Below are 22,733 nucleotides of genomic sequence, written 5' to 3' on the forward strand. Positions count from 1 at the left end.
CGCATCGGCGCCACGCCTCCCCTCGCCCGTCCCTCACCTCCCCGGCGTCGCCAGACGTAAAGAACTAAGGACTCGATCATGACGGACCCCAGCAAGAACGCCCCCCACCGCGACCACGCCGACGGCGCCGCGCCCGCAGCCGCCGAAGCCGCCGCGCAAGCGGCCGCCGACCGCGCCCACGAGCCGCTCGAGCGCATCGCCATCGTCGGCATCGGCTGCCGCCTGCCCGGCGGCGCCTGCGACCATCGCGGCTTCTGGCAGAACCTGATCGAAGGCAAGGACTGCCTCACCGATACGCCGCTCAACCGCTACGACGTGGCTACCCTGGGCAGCCGCGACAAGAGCAAGCCCGGCCGCCTGGTCGGCGGCCGCGGCGGCTACATCGACGGCTTCGACGAATTCGATCCGGCGTTCTTCGGCATCAGCCCGCGCGAAGCCGACTACATGGACCCGCAGCAACGCAAGCTGCTGGAAGTGGCCTGGGAAGCCCTGGAAGACGGCGGCCAGAAGCCGGCCGAACTGGCCGGCCGCGACATCGGCGTGTTCGTCGGCGCCTTCACCCTGGACTACAAGATCGTCCAGTTCGCCGACCTCAGCTTCGAGACCCTGGCCGCGCACACCGCGACCGGCACGATGATGACGATGGCGTCGAACCGGATCTCGTACTGCTTCGACTTCCGCGGCCCCAGCCTGTCGATCGACACCGCCTGCAGTTCTTCGCTGGTCGCGGTGCACCTGGCCTGCCAGAGCCTGCGCCGGCGCGAGACCAGCCTGGCCCTGGCCGGCGGCACCCTGCTGCACATGACCCCGCAGTACACCATCGCCGAAACCAAGGGCGGCTTCCTGTCGCCGGAAGGCAAGTCGCGCACCTTCGACGCCGCCGCCAACGGCTACGTACGCGCCGAAGGCGTCGGCCTGGTCGCGCTCAAGCGCCTGGACGACGCGGTGCGCGACGGCGACCCGATCTACGCGGTGATCGTCGGCACCGGCGTCAACCAGGACGGCCACAGCAACGGCATCACCGTGCCCAACCCCGACGCCCAGGTGGCGCTGATCGAACGCGTCTGCCGCGAGGCCGGCATCGCCCCGGGCAGCCTGCAATACATGGAAGCGCACGGCACCTCGACCCCGGTCGGCGACCCGATCGAGGCCAAGGCGTTGGGCCGCGCGCTGGCGGTCGGGCGCAAGCCGGGCGACGAATGCTATGTGGGTTCGGTGAAGACCAACATCGGCCACACCGAGGCCGCCGCCGGCGTGGCCGGCCTGATCAAGACCGCGCTCGCGCTCAAGCACAAGACCATTCCGCCGCACATCAACCTGCAGACGGTCAACCCGGACATCGACCTGGCCTCGATGCCGTACAAGATCCCGACCCAGGTCACGCCGTGGCCGGCGCATGAGGGCCCGGCGCGCGCCGGCGTCAACTCGTTCGGTTTCGGCGGCACCAACGCGCACGTGCTGCTGGAAGAGGCGCCGGCGCGCACGCCGCGGGCGACGACCGCCGACGACAGCGCCGGCCGCGCCGCGGGCGGCTACAACGTGCTGCCGTTGAGCGCGCGCGACGCCTCGGTGCTGCCGGCGCTGGCCGAAGGCATCGCCCGCGAACTGGATCGCGAAGGCGACGAGGCCGTCGATCTGCGCGACCTGGGCTACACCCTCGCCCATCGCCGCCAGCACTTGGAGTCGCGCCTGTCGATCGTCTACGACAGCCGCGAATCGCTGCGCGAGCGCCTGGCCGCGTTCGCCGCCGGCGAAGCGCATCCGCACCTGGTCGCCGACGAACGCCGCGCGACGCCGCCGAAGCTGGCCTGGGTGTTCACCGGCATGGGCCCGCAGTGGTGGGCGATGGGCCGGCAGTTGTTCGAGAACGAACCGGTCTACCGCGAGGTCATCGAGCGATGCGATCGCGAACTGGCCAAGCATGTCGACTGGTCGCTGATCGCGGAGATGAACGCCGCCGAAGCCGATTCGAAGATGAGCGAGACCTGGCTGGCGCAGCCGGCCAATTTCGCCGTGCAGATCGCACTGGCAGCGATGTGGCGGGCCAAGGGCGTACGTCCCGACGCGATCGTCGGCCACAGCACCGGCGAAGTCGCGGCCTTCTACGAGGCCGGCGTCTACACCCTGGAACAGGCGGTACGGGTGGTCGTGCACCGCAGCCGCCTGCAGCAGAAGCTGGTCGACACCGGCACCATGCTCGCGGTCAGCCTGACCGAAGCCGAAGCGCTGCGCCGGGTGCGCCCCTACGGCGACCGGGTCTCGGTCGCCGCGGTCAACAGCCCGACCGCGATCACCCTGGCCGGCGATCAGGACGCGCTGGCCGAACTGGCCGAGAAGCTGCAGGCCGAGCAGCTGTTCGCCAAGTTCCTGGCCGTGCGCGTGCCCTATCACAGCGCCAAGATGGACCTGATCAAGGACGAGCTGCTGGAATCGCTGGACGGGCTGGCGCCGCATCCGGCGCAGGTGCCGCTGTACATGACCGCCAAGCCCGGCATCGCCGCCGGCCACGAACTCGACGCCGGATACTGGTGGGAGAACGTGCGCAACAGCGTCGGCTTCCGCGCCGCGATCGACCAGATGGCCCACGACGGCTACGACCTGTTCCTGGAGATCGGCCCGCACCCGGTGCTCGGTCATTCGATCAACGAATGCTTCGCCGCGCGCGGCGCCAGCGCGCGCAGCCTGCCCTCGATCCGTCGCCAGGAAGACGAAGCCGCGCGCTTCGCCGCCTCGCTGGGCGGCCTGCACAACCTCGGCGCGGCCATCGACTGGAGCGCGCTGCATCCGCAGGGCCGTCCGCTGCCGCTGCCGCGCTATCCGTTCAAGCGCGACCGCTACTGGGTCGAGCCGCGCCCGGTCGAACAGGTCCGCCTCGGCCAGCTCGACCACGGCCTGCTCGGCCGGCGCATGGCCGTCGCCGAACCGACCTGGGAAGCCAAGCTCGACGCCGAGCGCATGCCGTACCTGGAAGACCATCGCATCCAGGGCAACGTGCTGTTCCCCGCCGCCGGCTACATCGAGATGGCGACCCAGGCGGTGCGCGCGCTGACCGGCGGCCACGAGGCCGCGATCGCCGACATCGAACTGCGCAAGGCGCTGTTCCTGTCCGACGCCGAAGCGGCGACGGTGCAGCTGTCGTTCGCCTCCGACGGCGCGACGTTCCAGGTCTCCAGCCTGTCCGCCGACGGCCAGGATCGCACCGTCCACGCCAGCGGCAGCGTGCGCGCCAGCCAGGGCCGGCGCACCGGCGCGCCCCTGGACCTGCGCGCGGTGCGCGAACGCAGCCCGCTGTTCCTGGCGCGCTCGGCCTGTTACGACGCGCTGGCGAAGATGGGCTATCACTACGGCCCGGCGTTCCAAGGCATCGAGGAAGTCTGGGTCGGCCGCGGCGAAGCCCTGGCCCGGATCGTGCCGACCGAACGCCTGCACGGCGACGCCGCCGGCCACCATTTCCATCCGGCCATGCTCGACGCCTGCTTCCAGACCCTGCTGACGCCGCAGATCCTGCAGCAAGCCGAAGACGGCCCCGCAGACACCGGCATTCGCTTGCCGCTGTCGATCGAGGAAGTGCGCACCGACGCGATCGGCGACCGCGCCCTGTGGGTGCATGCCAGCGTGCGCCACGACGGCGGCGACGAGCTGATCGGCGACATCGCCGTCTACGACGAGCATGGCGCGCCGCTCGGCCATGTCGCCGGCTTCCGCGCCGCCAACGTCGAGAACGCCAGCGCCAAGGTCAACCTGGCGACGATCGACAACTGGCTGGCCGAAACCCGCTGGGTCGAACTGCCGCCGATCGCGGCCGCCGACGAAACCGTCGCTGCAGCCGTAGACGAAGCGGCGCCGGCCGACGAGAGCGCCGCGGCGGGCTGGCTGATCCTCGCCGACGCCCAGGGCGTGGGCGACGAACTGGCGACGCTGGCCCAGGCGCGCGGCGAGCGCGTGCACATCGTCCGCCCCGGCAAGCGCTACAAGCTGGAAAAGGATCTGCGCGAATCGACCGTGGTGCCGGGTGCGTTCAAGGACCTGCAGCGCCTGTTCGCCGACCTGGCCAAGGCCGGTGAAGGCGCGTTCGCCCGGGTCGTGCACTTGTGGAATCTCGACCAGCCGCACCTGGAACAGGTCGACGCGACCGAACTCAAGGCCGGCAACGCCCGCGGCGCCTATTCGCTCATCGCGCTGAGCCAATCGCTGCTGGCTTCGCAGCCCGATGCGCGTCTGCACGTGGCGACCCGCGCCGCGCAGGCGGTGGCCGACCGCGACGACGTCGAACCGCTGGGCGCGCCGGCCTGGGGCATCGGCCGGGTGTTGTGGTATCAGGAACTGGTCGCCCAGCGCGGCAAGCTGATCGACCTGCAGGCCGCCGGCGAGGAAACCGCGGAGGCCGCCGACGCCGCGCGCCGCAGCGAAGCCCAGGCCCTGCTCGCCGAAGTGCTGCAGCAAGACGAGGACGAGATCGCCCTGCGCGACGGCAAGCGCTACACCAGCCGTCTGCAGCCGGCCGCTGGGCTGAACAAGCCGTTGCCGTTGCGCCTGCGCGCCGACGGCGCCTACCTGGTGACCGGCGCGTTCGGCGCGCTGGGCCGCCTGCTCTGCCGCACCCTGGTCAAGCGCGGCGCGCGCAAGCTGATCCTGGTCGGCCGCAGCAAACTGCCGCCGCGCGCGCAATGGCGCGACACCGATCCGGCCAGCGCGATCGGCCGCAACGTACGCTTCATCAAGCAGTTGGAGCTGCTCGGCGCCGAACCGATCCTGGCCCAGCTCGACGTCACCGACGAAGGCGCGCTGGCAGCCTGGCTGCAGGACTACAAGCAACGCGACCTGCCGCCGATCCGCGGCGCTTTCCACCTGGCCGGCCAGGTCCGCGACACCCTGCTCGGCGAAATGACCCGCGATGCCTTCGACCCGGTCTACGACCCCAAGGTGATCGGCGGCTGGCTGCTGCATCGGCACCTGATCGACCAGCCGCTGGAGCACTTCGTCCTGTTCGCCTCGATCGCTTCGCTGGTGACCACCGCCGGCCAGACCAACTACGCCGCCGGCAACGCCTTCCTCGACGCCCTCGCCCACCATCGCCGCGCGCTCGGCCTGCCGGCGCTGAGCCTGGACTGGGGCCCGTGGGCCACCGGCATGATCGAAGAACTCGGCCTGATCGACCATTACCGCAACAGCCGCGGCATGAGCTCGCTCTCGCCCGACGCCGGCATGGACGTGCTCGAACGCGTCATCGGCCAGGACCGCGCCCAGTTGTTGGTCGCGACCGTGGTCGACTGGCCGATCTTCCTCGCCTGGTACGCCTCGCCGCCGCCGTTGGTGAGCGAACTGGCCAAGCACGGCGCCGGCGCCGACAGCGGCGAGCGCGGCAGCTTCGTCGAAACCTTCCGCGCCGCCGATGGCGACACCCGCCGGCGCCTGCTCGACGAGCGCTTCCACGCCCTGATCGCCCAGGTGATGCGGATCAAGAGCGAGCAGATCGACACCGACGCCAGCCTCAACGCGCTCGGCCTGGATTCGCTGCTGGCGATGGAGCTGCGCGCGCGCATCCACACCGAGCTCAAGGTCGCCCTGCCGGTGGTCACCCTGCTCAGCAGCAGCTCGATCGGCACCCTCGGCGACCAGCTCTACGCCGGCCTGGCCGAACTGGTCGCGGGCGACGGCGAAGACGCCGGCGACTCGGGCTTCGTCGCCCACGGCGACGAAACCCGTTACCCGCTGACCCAGAACCAGAACGCGCTGTGGTTCCTCAAGCAGCTCAACCCCGACGGCTTCGCCTACAACATCGGCGGCGCGGTGGAGGTACGCACCGAACTGGAACCGGAACTGATGTTCGAGGCCGTGCGCCGGCTGATCGCGCGCCATCCCAGCCTGCGCGCGAACTTCATGCTCGACCAGGGCCAGGCGGTGCAGAAGATCTCGGCCGAAGGCAAGCACGACCTGGCCCTGTTCGACGTCCAGGACAAGCCCTGGGACGAGGTCTACCAGCAGATCATCCGCGAGTACCGCAAGCCCTACGACCTCGAGCACGACCCGCTGGTGCGCTTCCGCCTGTTCAAGCGCGGCAAGGACCGCTGGGTGATCATGAAGGCCGTCCACCACATCATTTCGGACGCGATCTCCACCTTCACCTTCATCGAGGAACTGCTGGAGATCTACGAGGGCCTGCGCCGCGGCGAACAGGTCGAGCTGGCGCCGGTGCGCGCGCGCTATCTCGATTTCCTCAACTGGCAGAACCGTTTCCTCGCCACCCGCGACGCGGCCAAGATGCTGGACTACTGGCAGGACCACCTGCCCGCGCAGGTGCCGATCCTCAACCTGCCGACCGACAAGCCGCGCCCGATCGTGCAGACCCACAACGGCGCATCGGAGTTCTTCGCCCTCGACCCCGAGCTCAGCGCGCGCATCCACCAGCTGGCGCGCGACAACGGCGTCACCGTGTTCATGGTGCTGCTGAGCGCCTACTACCTGTTGCTGCACCGCTACACCGGACAGGACGACGTGATCGTCGGCAGCCCGGTCATGGGCCGCACCCAGGAGGAGTTCGCCCAGGTCTACGGCTACTTCGTCAATCCGCTGCCGTTGCACGTCAACCTGGCTTCGCAGCCGAACATCGCCGAGCTGCTGGCGCAGGTGCAGCGCATCGTGCTCAACGGCCTGGACAACCAGGAGTACCCGTTCGTGCTGCTGGTCGAGAAGCTCGGCCTGCAGCACGATCCGAGCCGCTCGGCGGTGTTCCAGGCGATGTTCATCCTGCTCGCGCACAAGGTCGCGACCGAGAAATACGGCTATCGCCTGGAGTACATCGAACTGCCGGAAGAGGAAGGCCAGTTCGACCTGACCCTGTCGGCCTACGAGGACGAAGCCGACCAGCGCTTCCACTGCGTGTTCAAGTACAACACCGACCTGTTCCTACCACAGACCATGCAGCGCCTGGCCGGACACTACGTCAACCTGCTCGAGGAACTGACCCGGGCCCCGGCCACGACCTCGATCGCCCGGCTGCGCTTGCTCGGCGACGACGAGCGCCGCACGGTGCTGGAACAGTGGAGCGGCGCGGCCGACACCGTCGCCGCCGATCGCCCGGCGCACGAACTGATCGGCGAGATCGCCCGCGCCCGTCCCGACGCGATCGCGGTGTCGGCGCCGAGCGAATCCGGCGCGGTGCGCCAGCTCGGCTACGGCGAGTTGGAGCGGCGCTCCAACCGCCTGGCGCGCAAGCTGCGCGAGCTCGGCGTCGGCGAAGGCACCGTGGTGGCGTTGTGCCTGGACAAGTCGCCCGAGCTGATCGTGACCCTGCTGGCCGTGCTCAAGGCCGGCGGCGCCTACCTGCCGCTGGACCCGGACTACCCCGCTGAGCGCCTGGCCTATATGGCCACGCACGCCGAGGCCAGATTCGCCGTGGTCGACGAAACCCGCCGCGCGCGCCTGGCCGGCTGGGGCGGCGAGGTGCTGACCCCGGACGACCTGCACCTGATCGCCGACGCCGACACCGACGCCTCGGCCCTGGATCTGGCCGTGCCGCTGTCCGCGACCGCCTACGTCATCTACACCTCCGGCTCCACCGGCAAGCCCAAGGCGGTGCGGGTCACCCACGCCAACCTGGCCTCGGCCTACGCCGGCTGGCAGCGCGAATACCGCTTGGGCGAGACCCAGGCCCATCTGCAGATGGCCAGCTTCTCCTTCGACGTGTTCGCCGGCGACCTGGTGCGGGCGCTGTGCTCCGGCGCCAAGCTGGTGCTGGTGCCGCGCGAACTGCTGTTCAACACCGAGCGCCTGTACCGGACCATGCTCGACGAGCGGGTCGACGCCGCCGAGTTCGTGCCGGCGGTGGTGCGCTCGGTGATGGACTATTGCGAACGCGAAGGCAAGCGCCTGGACTTCATGCGCCTGCTCGCGGTCGGCTCGGACGTGTGGAAGGTGGAGGAGTACCGGCGCCTGCGCGCCCTGGCCGGGCCGTCCAGCCGGGTGGTGAACTCCTACGGCCTCAGCGAAGCGACCATCGACAGCACCTACTTCGAAGGCCCGACCGACGACCTCGATCCCAGCCGCATGGTGCCGATCGGCCGGCCGTTCCCGAACAGCGAGCTGTACATCCTCGATGCGCACCGCCAGCCGGTGCCGGCCGGGGTGCCGGGCGAGCTGTGGATCGGCGGCGCCGGCGTCAGCGCCGGCTACGTCGGCGACGATGCGCAGACCGCGCAGCGCTTCGTCGAGCTCGAACTCGGCGACGGCCGCCTGCGCCGGCTGTACCGCACGGGCGATCTGGCGCGCTGGAGCGCGTCCGGCGAAGTGCAACTGATCGGCCGCGTCGACAGCCAGGTCAAGGTGCGCGGGCACCGGGTCGAGATCGGCGAGATCGAATCCCAGCTCGCCGCCTGGCCGGCGATCCGCGAAGCGGTGCTGACCGTGCGCGAAGACGGCCGCGGCGAAGCCTCGCTGTGCGCCTATTGCGTGCCGGCCGAATCCGGCGTGGCCTTGAACTGGCGCGCGCTGCGCGAGCATCTGGCCAGCTATCTGCCGACCTTCATGATCCCGGCGCGCTTCGTCCAGCTCGACGCCCTGCCCTTGTCGGCCAACGGCAAGGTCGACCTGGCCGCGCTGCCGGCCCCGGACGCCAACGCCGGCGCGGCCGAGTTCGAGCCGCCGACCACCCTGTTCGAACTGCGCATGGCCGAACACTGGCAACGCCTGCTCGGCCTGGAGCAGGTCGGCCTGCAGGACGACTTCTTCGAGGTCGGCGGCAGCTCGATCAAGCTGATCGAACTGATCTACAACCTGCAGACCGAGTTCAACATCGCCATCGCGGTCAGCCAGCTGTTCAAGGTCACCACCTTGCACGGCATGGCCAAGACCGTAGAAGCGATCAGCACCGGCCGCATCGCCGGCGCCCAGCCCTACCTGCGCTTCAACGTCGGCCACGGCCAGACCATCTTCTGCTTCCCGCCCGCCGGCGGCCACGGCCTGGTCTACCGTCAGCTCGCGGTGCATCTGCCGGAGTACGAGTTCGTCTCGTTCAACTACATCCTCGGCGACGAGAAGGTGGCCAGCTACGCCGACCTGATCGAAGGCATCCATGCCGACGGCCACTGCACCCTGTTCGGCTACTCGCTGGGCGGCAACCTCGCCTTCGAAGTAGCCAAGGAACTGGAGCGCCGCGGCCGCGAGGTGCCGAACGTGGTGATCATGGACTCGTACCGGATCCCGGAGTCGTTCGAACTCGGCAACGAGCACTTCGAGGCCTTCGAACGCGAACTCAGCGAACATCTGCGCAAGCACACCGGTTCGGACATCGTCGCCGAGGAAACCCTGCAGCAGGCCAAGGACTACATCCGCTTCTGCAGCCAGACCCCAAACACCGGCGTGATCTCGGCCCCGGTCAGCGTGATCTCGGACGAAGACAAGGTGGTGTTCTACGGCAACGGCCAGCGCGGCACCTGGCACGGCAGCTCCAGCACCCGCACCGAAGTGTTCAAGGGCTTCGGCAAGCACGCCGACATGCTCGACCAGGACTACATCGCGCTCAACGCCGCGCTGGCGCGCGGCATCCTGGTCGGGGAGGTCAGCGATGCCGGCTGATTCCGGACACCGCCCCGAAGCGCCGGCGCCCGCCGGCGCCAAATCCCCCGTCGGGCCGCGCTGGGAGGCGCGCGCCCGCGGTCCCGGCGACAAGCCGCGCGTGATCGTGATCGGCGCCGGCGTGGCCGGCCTGGCCTCGGGCTGCTACGGCCAGATGAGCGGCATGGAAACCCGCATCTTCGAAAAGCACGTGTTGCCGGGCGGATGCTGCACCGCCTGGTCGCGCCAGGGCTACATCTTCGATTACTGCATCGAATGGCTCAACGGCACCGCGGTCGGCAACGACGCCAACCGGGTCTGGCGCGAACTGGGCGCGCTAGACGGCAAGTCGATCCGCCTGTTCGACAGCTTCAACACCGTCAGCGACGAGCACGGCCGCTCGGTCACCTTCTACAACGACCCCGACCGGCTCGAACGCCATCTGATCGAACTGTCGCCGGTCGACGCCCCCCTGATCCGGCAGTTCTGCGCGGACTTGCGCCGCTTCGCCGGCATGGCCTTGCATCCGTTCCTGAAACCTCCGCCGCTGGAGAACTGGCGCGACAAATACGCCACCCTGCGCCAGGTGTTGCCGGCGTTCCGGCTGTTCTGGCGCAACGGCGCGACCCAGATGAACGATTTCGCCGACCGTTTCCAGGACCCGTTGCTGCGGCGCGGCTTGCGCAACATCTTCTTCCAGGACCCGGGCAATTTCTCGCTGGTGCCCTACCTGTACAACATCGCCGAGGCGCACAACGGCAACGTCGGTTTCCCGCAGGGCGGCTCGCTCGGGCTGTCGCGCTCGATCGAGTCGCGCTACCTCGAACTGGGCGGGCGCATCGATTACCGCGCCCGGGTCAGCCGGATCCTGGTCGAGAACGGGCGCGCGGTCGGTATCGAGCTCAAGAACGGCGAACGCCACTACGCCGATCACGTGATCGCCGCCTGCGACGGCCTGACCGCACTGCGCAGCCTGCTCGACGGCAAGTACGGCAATCCACGCGTGGACAAGCTCTACGACCAGGTGCTCGATCGGCCGGGCGAGCGCTATCCGGGCGTGGTCTCGGCCTTCGTCGGCTTCGAGGGCGACCTGCCGCCGGATACGCCGCACAGCACCACGTACCTGCTCTCGGCCGAGGACGCCGCAGCCCTGCCCGGCGCGATCCAGGGCAGCCTGGTGGTGCAGCTGCGTTCGCGCTACTGCGACGGCTTCGCCCCGCCCGGTCATTCGATCCTGCACTGCACTTACTTCAGCGACTACGACTACTGGAAGCGCCTGCGCAGCAGCGACCGCAAGCAGTACTGGGCGCTCAAGCGCCAGGTCGCCGAGTTCGTGCGCGACTTCCTCGAACGCCGCCACCCCGGCCTGGGCGCGCGCATCCGACTGGTCGACGTCGGCACTCCAGCCTCGACCGAACGCTACACCGGCAATTACAAGGGCGCGATCCTGGCCTGGAAATCACCGGAGGCCGACGATTTGATGGCCGATCTGGTCAAGAAAGACCGCATGCGCCTGCGCGGGCTGGGCGGCTTCTCGATGGCCGGCCATTGGGTGGGCGGCGGCGGCCTGATCCGCTCCGCCGCCACCGGCCGCTTCGCGATCCAGTTCCTGTGCCGGGAATTCGGCCTGCCGTTCAAGGCCTGGGAAAGCGGCAACACGGCACCGTGGCGGATCGAACAGCTCGGCCACTTCCCGCAACTGGACAAGGGACCGCCGCTGGAGCGAAGCGTGCCGAAACTGCGCGCCGTCGAATCCCCCGCCCCGATCGCAACGGCGCCCGTCGCCTGACCGCCAAGGAAGCCAGGACATGTCGCACACACCGGGCAACAGAGAAAGCATGATCATCATCGGCGCGGGGCTGGGCGGCCTGTCCACCGGCTGCTACGCGCAGATGAACGGCTACAAGACCCAGATCTTCGAGATGCACGAAATCCCCGGCGGCTGCTGCACCGCCTGGGAGCGCGGCGATTTCACCTTCGACTGCTGCATCAGCTGGCTGCTCGGCAACGGCCCGGGCAACGAGATGCACCAGATCTGGATGGAACTCGGCGCCCTGCAAGGCAAGCAGATGCGCCACTTCGACGTGTTCAACATCGTCCGCGGCAGCAACGGGCAGGTGGTGTACTTCTACTCCGACCCGGACCGGCTGGAAGCGCATCTGCTGGAAATCTCGCCGGCCGACGCCAAGCTGATCCGCGACTTCGTCGGCGGGCTGCGCAAGTTCCGCAAGGCGCTGGCGGTGTACCCCTTCCTCAAGCCGGTCGGGCTGATGGGGCGCTGGGAACGCTGGAAGATGCTGGCTTCCTTCATCCCCTACTTCAACGCCATCCGCAAGTCGATCACGGTGCTGATGACCGACTACTCGGCCAAGTTCAAGGACCCGTTCCTGCGCGAGGCGTTCAATTTCATCCTCTACGAAAAGCACCAGAACTTCCCGGTGCTGCCGTTCTACTTCCAGCTCGCCTCGCACGCGAATCTCTCGGCCGGCGTGCCCGAAGGCGGTTCGCTGGGCCTGGCCAAATCGATCGAGGCGCGCTACCGCCGGCTCGGCGGCCAGGTGCACTACAACGCCAAGGTCGAGGAGATCCTGGTCGAGGACGATCGCGCGGTCGGCGTGCGCCTGAGCGACGGTCGCGAGTTCCGCGCCGACATCGTGGTCTCCGCCGCCGACGGCTACACCACGATGATGCGCTTCCTCAAGGGCCGCTACCTCAACGACACCTTCCGCAAGCTCTATACCGAGACCATCAACGAACCGCACATGGTGTTTCCGGGCTATTTCATCGCCTTCCTCGGCCTGGACAAGCCCTTCCCCGAAGGCGAGCCGTGCACCACGTATCTGCTCGAACCGGAAGAGGCGGAGGAGATGATCGGCATCCGCCATCCCAGCATCAACGTGCAGTTCCGCAGCCGGCATTATCCCGAACTGGCGCCGGACGGCACCAGCATCGTCTACGCCACCTACTTCTGCGACATCGCGCCGTGGCGCGCGCTCAACGAAGGCCCCGAGCAGGTCAGCCGGGTGCGCAAGGGCGAGGAACTGCACACCCTGCCGGTGCGGCGCGGTCACGAGTACCACGCCGCCAAGCGCCGGGTCAGCAACGCCATGATCCGCTTCCTGGAAAAGCGCTACCCCGGGCTCAAGGACTCGATCAGCGTGCGCGACGTGTCCAGCCCGCTGACCCAGGTGCGCTACACCGGCAACTTCGACGGCACCGTGCTCGGCTGGCAGCCGTTCGTGGAAAGCGGCGAGACCCTGGAGGAAGCGATCAAGGAACACGGCCCGGTGATGCAAGGCTTGTCGAACTTCTACATCTCCGGCGTGTGGGCGACCACCGGCGGTCTCATCCGCGCCGCCGCCGCCGGCCGCCACGTCATGCATTTCATCTGCAAGGACGACGGCAAGGACTTCACCGCCAGCATCGATGAAACCGCGCCGCCGCCGACCCACCTGATCGTACCGGTCGGTCCCGCCGCGCACGGCGTGGCGGCGCCGCAGGGCTTTCCGCAACTGGCCGCGGCGCGGGCGGTCGGCGCATGAGCGCGGCCGCGGCGACGGATCGCCGCGCGGTCGGCGGGCTGATGCTGGCGGTGTTCCTGGGCGCGCTGGAGCAGACCGTGGTCGCGACCGCGCTGCCGGCGATCGTGCGCGAACTGCAGCGTATCGACCTGCTCGGCTGGACGATCTCGATCTATCTGCTCGCCACCGCCGCGGCCACGCCGGTGATCGCCAAACTCGGCGACCTGCACGGCCGGCGCCGGCTGATGCACGCCTGCGTCGCGCTGTTCGTCCTGGGCTCGCTGGCCTGCGCGCTGGCGCCGAGCCTGCCGGCGCTGATCGCCGCACGCGCCGTGCAAGGCGTCGGCGGCGCCGGACTGATCGTGATCGCGCAGGCGTCGGTCGCCGAAATCGCCGGGCCGCGCGAACGCAGCCGATACACCGGACTGTTCGCGATGGTGTGGGCGTTGGCCGGCCTGATCGGACCGGTGCTCGGCGGCTTGCTGACCGATACGCTGGGCTGGCGCGCGGTGTTCTGGATCAACTTGCCGCTGGGCGCGCTGGCGCTGTGGGCCGGCGCACCCGCGTTGCGCCGGCTCGGCGCCGGCCGGCCGGGCGGACGCATCGACCTGGCCGGCACCGCGCTGTTCGTGTTCGCCACCTGCGCCCTGCTGACCGCGCTGTCCTGGGGCGGCGGCCGCTACGCGTGGCTGTCCGCGCCGGTGCTCGGCGGCTTCGGCCTGGCCGCGCTGGGCGCGCTGGCGTTCGCCCGCCGACAAGGCCGCAGCGCCGAGCCGATGTTGCCGCCGGCGTTGCTGCGCGATGCGGTGATCGGCCCGGCCTTGCTGGTCTGTCTGCTCATGTACGGCTTCTACATCGCCGTGGCGGTGCTGATTCCGGCCTACTTCCAGATCGGCCACGGCCTGCCCGCTTCGCGCGCCGGGTTGCTGCTGGTGCCGGCGCTGGTGTCCGGCGCGATCGGCGCGTTATGGGCCGGGCGCTACGCCGCACGCAGCGGCGACTATCGGCGCCCGGTGTTGGCCACGCTGCCGATCGCGATGCTGGCCGCGCTGGCGATGGGCGTGTGGGCGCAGTCGCTGAGCCCGCTGGCGGCGGCCCTGTTGTTCGCCGCCGTCGGCCTGGGCACTGGCCCGTGCAGCGCGCTGGTCAACGTGATCGCGCAGAACGCCGCACCGGCCGAGCAGCTCGGCGCGGTCACCGGCGCGATGGCGTTCGCGCGCACGCTGGGCGCGGCGATCGTCACCACCGCCGGATCGGCGCTGATCCTCATGCACGTGCGCGGCAGCGGCGGCGAGTTCGCCGGCGCGCGGTTGAGCGAACTGGCCGCCCAGACCTTGCCGGCGCCGACTCGCGAACTGTTCCGCGCCGGCTTCGCCCAGTTGTTCTTCGCCACCGCGCTGGCGATGGCCGCGACCTGGCTGGTCTATGCGGCGATCCGTTCGCCGGTGCTGAACCTGCGCCCGGCCGCGGCCGAGTCCTGAGACAAGCGCCGAATTGCGAACCCGCTCGCAGTTCGGCGCCCGGATCGGCCCCGGGCTAGGGTCGTTCCCAGGTAGCGCCAGCCCAGGCCGCGTCGTGCAATGCGCCTACAGGGGCGCAATTACGACGAGGGACCGCTCATGGACAGCGTCAACGGCGCATCGCGCAGCAACGAAACCCAGTCCGCCAACGCCAGCGACCCGGCCCAGGCCACACCGACCGCGAGCGAGCTGCGCGAAGACGAGCTGCGCGAAACGTTGCGCGAAAATCCGCAGGCGGTGGCTGCGCTGGACCGTCTGGTCGCCGACCGGAATTTCGCCCAACTGACCGACGAGCAGAAAGTCGAGTCGCTGAATTCCTTCGCCGCCGCACCCAACGCCGCCACCGCGAGCTATCTGCAAGGCGCCGCCGAACTCAGCCTGAATCCGCAGGCCACACCGAGCGGCCTGACCCCCGACGCCGGCACCCTGACGCTCGACGGCGTCACTTACGGCATCGAACAAGGGCGCCTGCTCGATGCCCAGGGCCGGACGGTCGGCACCATCCGCAACGACGGCAGCCTGCAATTGGCGGTCGAGACCGCGCCGCGCAGCGTCTACGACAACATCTCCACCCGGGTGCAGCTGCAAGAACTCGACGGCACCCAGATGCGCAACGTGCTCGACCTGCACGCGGCCGATCCGCGCGGCCGCCTGGACAACCCCAACCTCAACCAAGAGGTCGCCAACCGGGTCACCGCGGTGATCGAACAGGCCCGCCGCGAAGGCATGAACATGCGCGTGGACACCGCCTACCGCAGCTTCCCCGAGCAGGACGCGCTGTACGCGCAGGGCCGCACCGCGCCCGGCAACCGGGTCACCAACGCGCGCGGCGGTCAGTCCTGGCACAACTACGGCGTCGCGGTCGACGTGGTGTTCAACGACGCCAACGGCCGGCCGAGCTGGGCCGAAACCAACAACTGGGACCGCTACGGCCAGATCGCGGTGTCGCAGGGCCTGGAATGGGGCGGCAATTGGCAAGGCTTGGTCGACCGTCCGCATGTCGAGTACCACCCCGGCTTCGACGCCGGCGATGCGCGTCACATGCAGCAGAGCCATCGCCAGGGCGGGCTGGAAGCGGTCTGGGACCGCATGGGCATCGGCCAGCGGCCTTGATCCGCAGAACCGCCGCGCATCCGCGCGCTAGACTGCCTCGGCCATGAACGACGAACGTCTCGCCACGATCGACCGACGCCGCGCTGCGAAACCCGCAGCGCGGCGCCGCTGGGCCCGCATCGCCGCCGGCGCGCTGAGCCTGGTCTTGCCGCTGGCCTTGTCCGCCTGCCTGGCCGGGCCGCCGCCGGCCACCGCCAGCGCAGCGGCGATCGTCGATTCGCAACCGCTGACGGGCACCGGCGCGGTCGCCTTCCATCCGCAGCGCGCGCTGCTGGCCTGGGCCGACGGCAACCGCTGGCACACGCTCGACCTCGACAACGGCCGGCGCAGCGACCACCTCGCCGAGGCGCCGGTGGCCGACCTGGGCTTCGCCGCCGACGGCGATCTGTGGTTGATCGCCGACCGCGCCGAGCGTTGGCGCGACGGCCGCCGCCTGTGCCGCAGCGAGGCCGACGACCTCAGTCGCTGGTTCGGCGCCGACGCCGAGGGCGCGGCGGTGGCCCGCTACAGTCATTCCGACGGCATCGGCCCGCTGCGCCAGCAACTGTGGCTGTCGTCCGACTGCCGCACCGTGCGCGAAGACACGCGGCCTTTGCCCGCGCACATCCGCGACGTCGGCGACGACCCGGGCGAACCGCTGCGCACCGGCGCCGCGCCGGCGTCGAGCGGCCTGGCCGCGCAACTGCCCTCGCTCGGCGCCGACGGCACCGCCCCGCGCCGCACCCTCGCCCTCTCCCACGACGGCCGCTGGCGCGTACTCGAAGAAAACGGCCAGCGCATCCTGCGCCGCACCGACGCCCCCTGACCCCACGCTCCAGCGCTGGCCCTTCGACCTCGAATCCCCAATCCCCGCAGCCTCCGCGCAGCGGCCGCGACTGACACATGGCACTGTCGCGCCGCACGCCCGCCGTCCTACCGTCGCCGGACGTTTTCTACACGGTGCGAGCATGAGCAAGCAGTGGGCGGTGTGGGGGTTGGCGCTGGCGGCCGCGACGGCGCAGGCGCAGCAGGTCGATCTGTCGGCGCTGGACAAGAACATGCACGGCCGCCCGGCGCAGGTGCTGGTGCTCGGCACCGTGCATCTGTCGGACATGCCGAAGACCTTCGACGCCAAGGCGCTGGCGCCGCTGCTCGACCGGGTCGCCGCGTTCGAGCCCGAGATCATCACCATCGAGTCGATCTCCGGCGAAAGCTGCGACCTGGTCGCGCGCCACCCGGCCGTCTACAGCGCGGACGACTTCAAACCCTATTGCCGCGACACTTCGGACGCGCGCGCGGCGACCGGCCTGGACGTGCCGGCGGCGATCGCCGAAGCCAACCGGACCCTCAAGCAGTGGCCGGCCCAGCCCAGCGCGGCGCAACGCCGGCGTCTGGCCGCGGTGTTCCTGGCCGCCGGCGATTCGACCTCGGCCCTGGTGCAATGGCTGTACCTGCCGGCCGCCGAACGCCGCGCCGGCGACGGCCTCGACGCCAAGCTCGTCGCCCGACTGGAAAAAGCGCGCGCCGGGCGCAGCGAGAACGAACTGATCGCCGCGCCGCTGGCGGTGCGCGCCGGCTTGCAGCGGGTCCACCCGACCGACGACCACACCGGCGACGCCGTCGACGTCTCCGACCCGCAGGCCTACGGCCAGGCGATCATGGCCGCCTGGGCCTCGGCCAAGGAAGCCTCCAAGACAGTGCGCGAACGCGACGATGCGCTGCGCCGCGGCCAGGACATGCTGGCCCTGTACCGCTACATCAATCGGCCGGACGTGCTCAGCGTCGTCGCCGACGGCGATTTCGGCGCAGCGATGCGCGAGGCCTCGCCGCAGCGCCTGGCCCAGGTCTACGTCGCCGGCTGGGAAACCCGCAACCTGCGCATGGTCGCCAACATCCGCGCCAGCTTCCGCGAGCGTCCCGGCGCGCGCGTGCTGGCGATCGTCGGCAGCCAGCACAAGCCCTGGTTCGACTCGCTGCTGGGGCAGATGCAGGGCGTGGAGATCGTCGACCTGCAGCAAGTGCTGAAGTGAGTCGCCGATCCGGCCGTCGCCCGCTGTCCCAGCGGGCGCGGTCCGCCGGCCAGGCGCCGGTTCGCCGTCACACGGCCAACAGGCGCATCGCCAGCCACGCCGGAACGCCGAGGTAGAACGCCGCCCGCCCCAGCCACTCCAGCGCGTCGCGCAACGCCGCCGCGTGCGCGCTGCGCAGCGCGACCGCCAGCGCCGCGACCGCCTCGATCGCGATCCGCAGCGCGGCGGCGAACAGCATCAGGCCGATCGACCACGACGCCCACCAGATCGCCAGGCCGGTCAGGTAGGCGACCAGCCCGTAGCTGTAGTACTCGCCGAACGTACCGCCGAAGGCGATGATCTGGTGCAGGCGGAACGCGACCAGCGCCAGCAGCAGCGGGAACAAGCCGAACGTCAGCAAGGCATGGTCGAGCCGCGGCCGGCGCGCGTCGGCGCGGCTTTGCGCCAATTCGGCCAGGCCGGCGGCGAACCGGCCTTCCAGGCGCCACGGCGCGCCCGCCGCCGCGGTCATGCGCTGCAACGCGCGCGGGTTCGCCCGCGCCAGGCCGCGCGACCACAGCGGGCCTTCGGCCAGGCGCAGATCGGCGCCGCCGCGCGGCAACGGGACGTACCAGGGCCGCAGCGCGACGATCGACGCCAGCGGAAGCTCGATCCGTTGCCGGCGCCGATCCAGCACCAGCAACCTCGCTTCGACACGCGCCTGAGCGGCGAAGCTGCGCTCGATCGCCCACGCCGCCACGAGCGGCGCGACCACCAGCACGGCGAACAGCATCAGCTGCGACAAGGACTGGATCTGCAGCCCGGTGCGCAGCAGCATGTCGGCGGCCAGCCACAGCAAGCCCGCGCCCGCGCACAGCCGCAGCGCGCCGCTCGCCGCTCGCCACAACGGCGTCAGTACGACGACCTCGAGCGTCGCTGGCGCCGCGTCGGCGGCAGCGGTGCGGCCGCGCGCGGTCCGCCACAGCGTGAACGCCGCCAGGCCGAGCAGGAACACCGCCGCGGCACGCCCGACCCAATCGCCCCAGCGCACCATCAGGGTCGGCGCCGGATCGCGGGCGCTGACGAACGCGGTCAACACCGCCTGGTCGCCGGTCGAGGTGCTGGCCAACACCTCGCCGGTGTCGTCGATGATCGCGCTGAGCCCGTTGGTGGTGACGCGCACCTGCGGCAGGCGGGTTTCGATGCTGCGGAAGGCCGCCACCGCCAGGTGCAGGCGCGCGCCGACCGGGTAATCGGTGAACCAGGAATCGTTGGACAGGCCGACGATGGCCTGCGCGCCGAGCCGGGCGCCGTCGATGGCCAAGTCGGTCTCCACATCGTCCAGGCAAATCAGCGGCACCACGTTGACCTCGCGCCCGTCGGCGCTGCGCAACGGCAGCACCCGCGCGCCGTCGCCCGGGCGCCAGCCGCCGGTCCACGGCAACCAGCGGCGCAGCCGTGGCCCGTCCAGCCAGGCCGGCACGTGCTCGGTCAACGGGAAGGGGTGAGTCTTGCGATACATGCCGAGCAAACCGCGGCCCGGTTCGAGGAAAGCGGCCGCGTTGTATTCGCCCTGTCCGTCGCGATCGTACGTACCGAACACCAGCGGCACGCCCGCGGCATCGACGAAGCCCTGGATCTCGCGATCCAGCGCCGCGCCGTCCTCGCTGCGCGGGTTGCCGTAGCTGGTCGGGTACACGGTTTCCGACCACAGCAGCACGTCGGCGCCGTGGTCGCGGATCGCCGACCACGACAGCGCGTAATGCGTGTCCAGCACCTTGCGCACCACCGCATAGGCGCCGATCTGCTTACGCAGGCGTTCGTAATCGGTGATGCAGGCCTGGACCATGGCCACGCGCAGCGTCGGCGCATCGGCGGCCGGCGGCGCCTGCAGGCCGTCGCGCCTTACCGCGCCATAACCGGCCATGCAGGCCACGATCCCGGCGCCCAACCATAGCGGCTTCAGCAACGCGCGCGCGCCGAGGCCGCGGCGCTCGATCGCGGCCGCCAGCGCCTCGTTGACCAGCAGCAACAGCAGCGTCAGGCCCGCGGCGCCGCCGAGATCGGCGACCTGGCGCAGCGTCGCGGACGGAAACAGGCCGTGGCCCAGCGTGTCGCCCAGCAGCTTGGGCGCCAGCCACTCGCAGGCCACCCAGGCGCAGGCCGCAGCCAGCGCGCGCAACAGCACGCCATAACGGCGTCCGGCCCATTGCCGGACCAGCGCGTAGGCCAGGAACTGCGGCTGCATCAGCGGCGCCAGCGCCAGCAGCAGCGCGGTCGCCGTCGCCGCGCCCATGCCGGTGTAGGCGCCGATCGCCGCACCGAACCAATGCAACACCGCGGCGACGAAGGCGACGCTCATCAACGCCGCGTTGGCCAACGCGCCCGAGGCGGTGCCGACGCGGTTCAAGGCCAGCAGCCACGGCACCAGGGCGACGAAGCCCAGCCCCCAGGCGGGGCCGCCGCGAGCGTACAGGCCGAGCAACACCGCGGTGGCGAGGATGCCGGCGTGGCTACGCCAGCGGGGCTGGGACAGCCGCTCCGTGGTCAAGTCGAAGAACTCCGTGTCGCGGTCTTAGCGCGGGGGGATCTGGATCTGCCGCAACGGCAGGCCGGGCGGCGCCAGCGCCGGCGGCACGACCCGGTCGGCCGGCATCGCGATCGGCCGGCCCTGCGCATCGTGCAGGACGAAATCGGGCGAGAACATCAGGATCGGCTCGATCGCTACGCCCTCGTCGGTCACCTGGTGGTGGCGCACATAGCCCGGCGGCAGCGCGAAATCCTCCGGCACCGCCAGCCCGATCAGCGGCGGGCTGGTGCCGGGCGGGTTGAACGCGCCCAGGCCGGTGCGGATGCCCGCCTGCTGCAGCGCCTCGATGACCTGCGCGCCGGTAGGCTCCGGATCGCCGGGCTGGAAGTAAGCGGCCAGATCGTCGGGATCTTGGTTCGGCATGGCCTGCCTCCCCTGCGTCGCGTCGCGCGGCGCGCGAGGCGCTGAAGCGAGCCGCTCGTCACTGGCGCCGTTCGCCGCATCGCCTGACGCATCCGCCTGGGCGACGGTGCCGGCAGCGCCGGAAGCCGGTTCGCGCATCGACCACCATCCCGCCAGTGCCAGCGCCAGCCCCACCGCGACGACCGCCGCCCACGCCAACTTGCCGCCGCGGGCGACGGGCGCCTTGTCGATCACGCGCATGCCCTCGCCGTCCGCGCGGGACGGCGGGGCATGCGGCGGGCGACGCTCGGCCACGGTTCGGTACTCCGCCGGTCGCGCCGATCAGGGATTGGCCGGTTGATACACCGACAGCGCCCAGCCCATGCGCTCGTGCCCGTACTGGTTCCAGATCGGGCTGCGGCCGTTGCTGAAGCTCGAGTAGCGCGGCGCGCCGGTGCCCGTGCTGCCGCCCCACAGACCGGCCGATACCGTGCCGCCGGTGTAGGTCGGATGGGTGTCGTCGGACTGGATGTAGTCGAACGAGCTGGACGAGGAGACGAACTTGGTGTTGGCGTCGCGCAGGGTCGAGCGCAGGGTCACCGCCGTGCGGTTGATGTAGCTGGCCTCGCTCTCGCCGGACACGTAGCGCAGCGCGTCGGCGTCGACCTGGCCGTCGCCGTTGCTGTCGTAGTCCGCGCCCATGTACTGGGCGAAGCTGTCCACGCACTGGAAGCCCTTCTGGCGCGCGTATTCGCACATCCAGTAGTTCATCTTGGCGATCGCCGGCAGGAACCGGTCGCGCAGGTTCACCGTCTGCCCGGTGCCGGCGTCGCGGCACGAGCTCTGCACGTTGTCGGCGTTGTAGCCCGGGTAGTACAGGTTGGAAATGACCTTCAGCCGGGTATTGGCGTGCGCGTTGGCGTTGATGTAATCCATCGCCGCCGCGACGTAGGTCTTGCAGGAATTGATCGCCGCATCCAGGCCGCTGTAGTCGCAGGTGCCGCTCTGCGACTTGAACGCCGAGCGCGCCTGCAGGCCGTCGTTGCCGCACATTTCGAAGCTCACCACCCGGGTCGAGGCGGCCTGCATGTAAGAACGCTCGGCGACGATCTTGTTCTCGTAGACGTCGCGCGCCACCGCGCCCGACTTGGCCCGGCGCACGCTCTCGATGTCGGCGTTCCAGCGCGCCGACAGGTACTCGCCGTCCACGGTCGGCGCCGAGTACCGCGCCGCGTTGCTGATCGAGCCGTTGTAGCCGGCGAAGATCGAATCGCCGTAGGCGACCACGCGGTACTTGGCCGTGGTCCCGGCCCGGTCGATGGTCCAGGACACGTTCTGGTTGAGCGTATTGGCCAGGCCCGGAGCCGACAGCGCGAGCAGCGCGGCAGCCGAGAGCCACCGCCCCGCCTTGTTGCGGAACAGAGTCTTCATCCGTAATTCCCCTTCGAGATGGAATGCGCCACGGACACCGGCCGGTGCCCGATGAGAAAACGCGAAACCCGAATCACGACGAGGAGGCTCCGGAACCCGGGGCGTTTCTCCCCCTGTCATCGCCCCCGGACGCTAGCGTACGGTTTCAAGCCGACGCAATGTGCGCTGCAACAGGCACAGTGAGCGACGTCACGTTTTCAAACACCCCGTGTTCTCCGTCGTCTCTACAATTGTTCAAAACTACGAATTGTTCAAAACTACGAAGATCATCAGCACATTTACGATTTGTGCGTCGCAGGCGAGCACAGGCATTGGCTTACAGCGGAACAATGCGCAGAACCACCAGCTTCAACCATCGATGGCGGTTCTCGCCTCAAAGCCAATCGTCGCCCCTCAAGCCGAGATCCGGGCCAAACCTTCCCGCAAGTCCGACACCTGGGTTGGCGTCGGCCGCCAGATCTCGAGCCGCCGCTTCATGATCAAGCCTCTTGGATTTGATCCGATCAGGCTAGAGGCTCGCTTGTCTGGCTGGCCCATTCGAACGACGTAGCGCACCGCTGGGCCATCGCCACGGCACCGGTTACTCGATAGTGATCGTGCAACCGGCGACACATGAACCATAGAGGCCGAGACTACGCCAACGGCCAGATGGTACCGTGCATAGCACGCATGCCCC

Annotated in this window: 11 protein-coding genes; 8 read left to right on the plus strand and 3 right to left on the minus strand. The window is 69.9% G+C overall.

Annotation, left to right across the window (positions count from 1 at the left end; all coding sequences use genetic code 11):
* Positions 1–78: 78 nt before the first annotated feature.
* The 7 genes from V2J18_RS14140 (at position 79) to V2J18_RS14170 (ending at position 17,715) form a co-directional block, all read left to right on the plus strand.
* Positions 79–9,573 (plus strand): HSAF biosynthetic non-ribosomal peptide synthetase/polyketide synthase, encoded by a 9,495-nt coding sequence (locus V2J18_RS14140; protein WP_336132070.1) that lies wholly within the window; start codon positions 79–81, stop codon positions 9,571–9,573.
* Positions 9,563–11,341, plus strand: coding sequence for a phytoene desaturase family protein (locus V2J18_RS14145; RefSeq protein ID WP_336132071.1), 1,779 nt, complete (start codon positions 9,563–9,565; stop codon positions 11,339–11,341). The genes V2J18_RS14140 and V2J18_RS14145 overlap by 11 nt, the downstream gene beginning before the upstream one ends.
* Before the next feature lie 19 nt (positions 11,342–11,360).
* Positions 11,361–13,094 (plus strand): phytoene desaturase family protein, encoded by a 1,734-nt coding sequence (locus V2J18_RS14150; protein WP_064750168.1) that lies wholly within the window; start codon positions 11,361–11,363, stop codon positions 13,092–13,094.
* A complete protein-coding gene (locus V2J18_RS14155; RefSeq protein ID WP_064750167.1) occupies positions 13,091–14,554 on the plus strand; it encodes an MFS transporter in 1,464 nt (487 codons plus the stop codon). Before V2J18_RS14150 ends, V2J18_RS14155 begins: the two co-directional genes overlap by 4 nt.
* A 138-nt stretch (positions 14,555–14,692) precedes the next feature.
* Complete coding sequence (locus V2J18_RS14160; protein WP_064750166.1) at positions 14,693–15,706, plus strand: M15 family metallopeptidase; 1,014 nt, start codon at positions 14,693–14,695, stop codon at positions 15,704–15,706.
* 43 nt (positions 15,707–15,749) lie between these two features.
* Positions 15,750–16,511: a hypothetical protein gene (locus tag V2J18_RS14165; RefSeq protein ID WP_336132072.1), complete on the plus strand. Its 762-nt coding sequence runs from the start codon at positions 15,750–15,752 to the stop codon at positions 16,509–16,511.
* Positions 16,512–16,653: 142 nt separating this feature from the next.
* Positions 16,654–17,715 carry a DUF5694 domain-containing protein gene (locus tag V2J18_RS14170; protein WP_336132073.1) on the plus strand — a complete coding sequence of 354 codons (1,062 nt, stop codon included), beginning with the start codon at positions 16,654–16,656 and terminating at the stop codon, positions 17,713–17,715.
* 67 nt (positions 17,716–17,782) lie between these two features.
* Here the strand turns inward: V2J18_RS14170 and lnt are convergent, their stop codons facing one another.
* The 3 genes from lnt to V2J18_RS14185 form a co-directional block, all read right to left on the minus strand.
* Positions 17,783–20,245, minus strand: coding sequence for an apolipoprotein N-acyltransferase (gene lnt / locus V2J18_RS14175; RefSeq protein ID WP_336132074.1), 2,463 nt, complete (start codon positions 20,243–20,245; stop codon positions 17,783–17,785).
* A gap of 24 nt (positions 20,246–20,269) precedes the next feature.
* Positions 20,270–20,887, minus strand: a complete 618-nt coding sequence (locus V2J18_RS14180; RefSeq protein WP_336132075.1) for a hypothetical protein — start codon at positions 20,885–20,887, stop codon at positions 20,270–20,272.
* A gap of 81 nt (positions 20,888–20,968) precedes the next feature.
* A complete protein-coding gene (locus V2J18_RS14185; protein WP_336132076.1) occupies positions 20,969–22,057 on the minus strand; it encodes an SGNH/GDSL hydrolase family protein in 1,089 nt (362 codons plus the stop codon).
* 208 nt (positions 22,058–22,265) lie between these two features.
* Between V2J18_RS14185 and V2J18_RS14190 the strand changes: the two genes are divergently transcribed.
* Complete coding sequence (locus tag V2J18_RS14190; protein ID WP_336132077.1) at positions 22,266–22,607, plus strand: hypothetical protein; 342 nt, start codon at positions 22,266–22,268, stop codon at positions 22,605–22,607.
* Positions 22,608–22,733: the final 126 nt, after the last annotated feature.

The sequence above is a fragment of the Lysobacter firmicutimachus genome, from assembly GCF_037027445.1.
In the GTDB taxonomy this organism is placed as follows: Bacteria; Pseudomonadota; Gammaproteobacteria; order Xanthomonadales; family Xanthomonadaceae; genus Lysobacter; species Lysobacter firmicutimachus.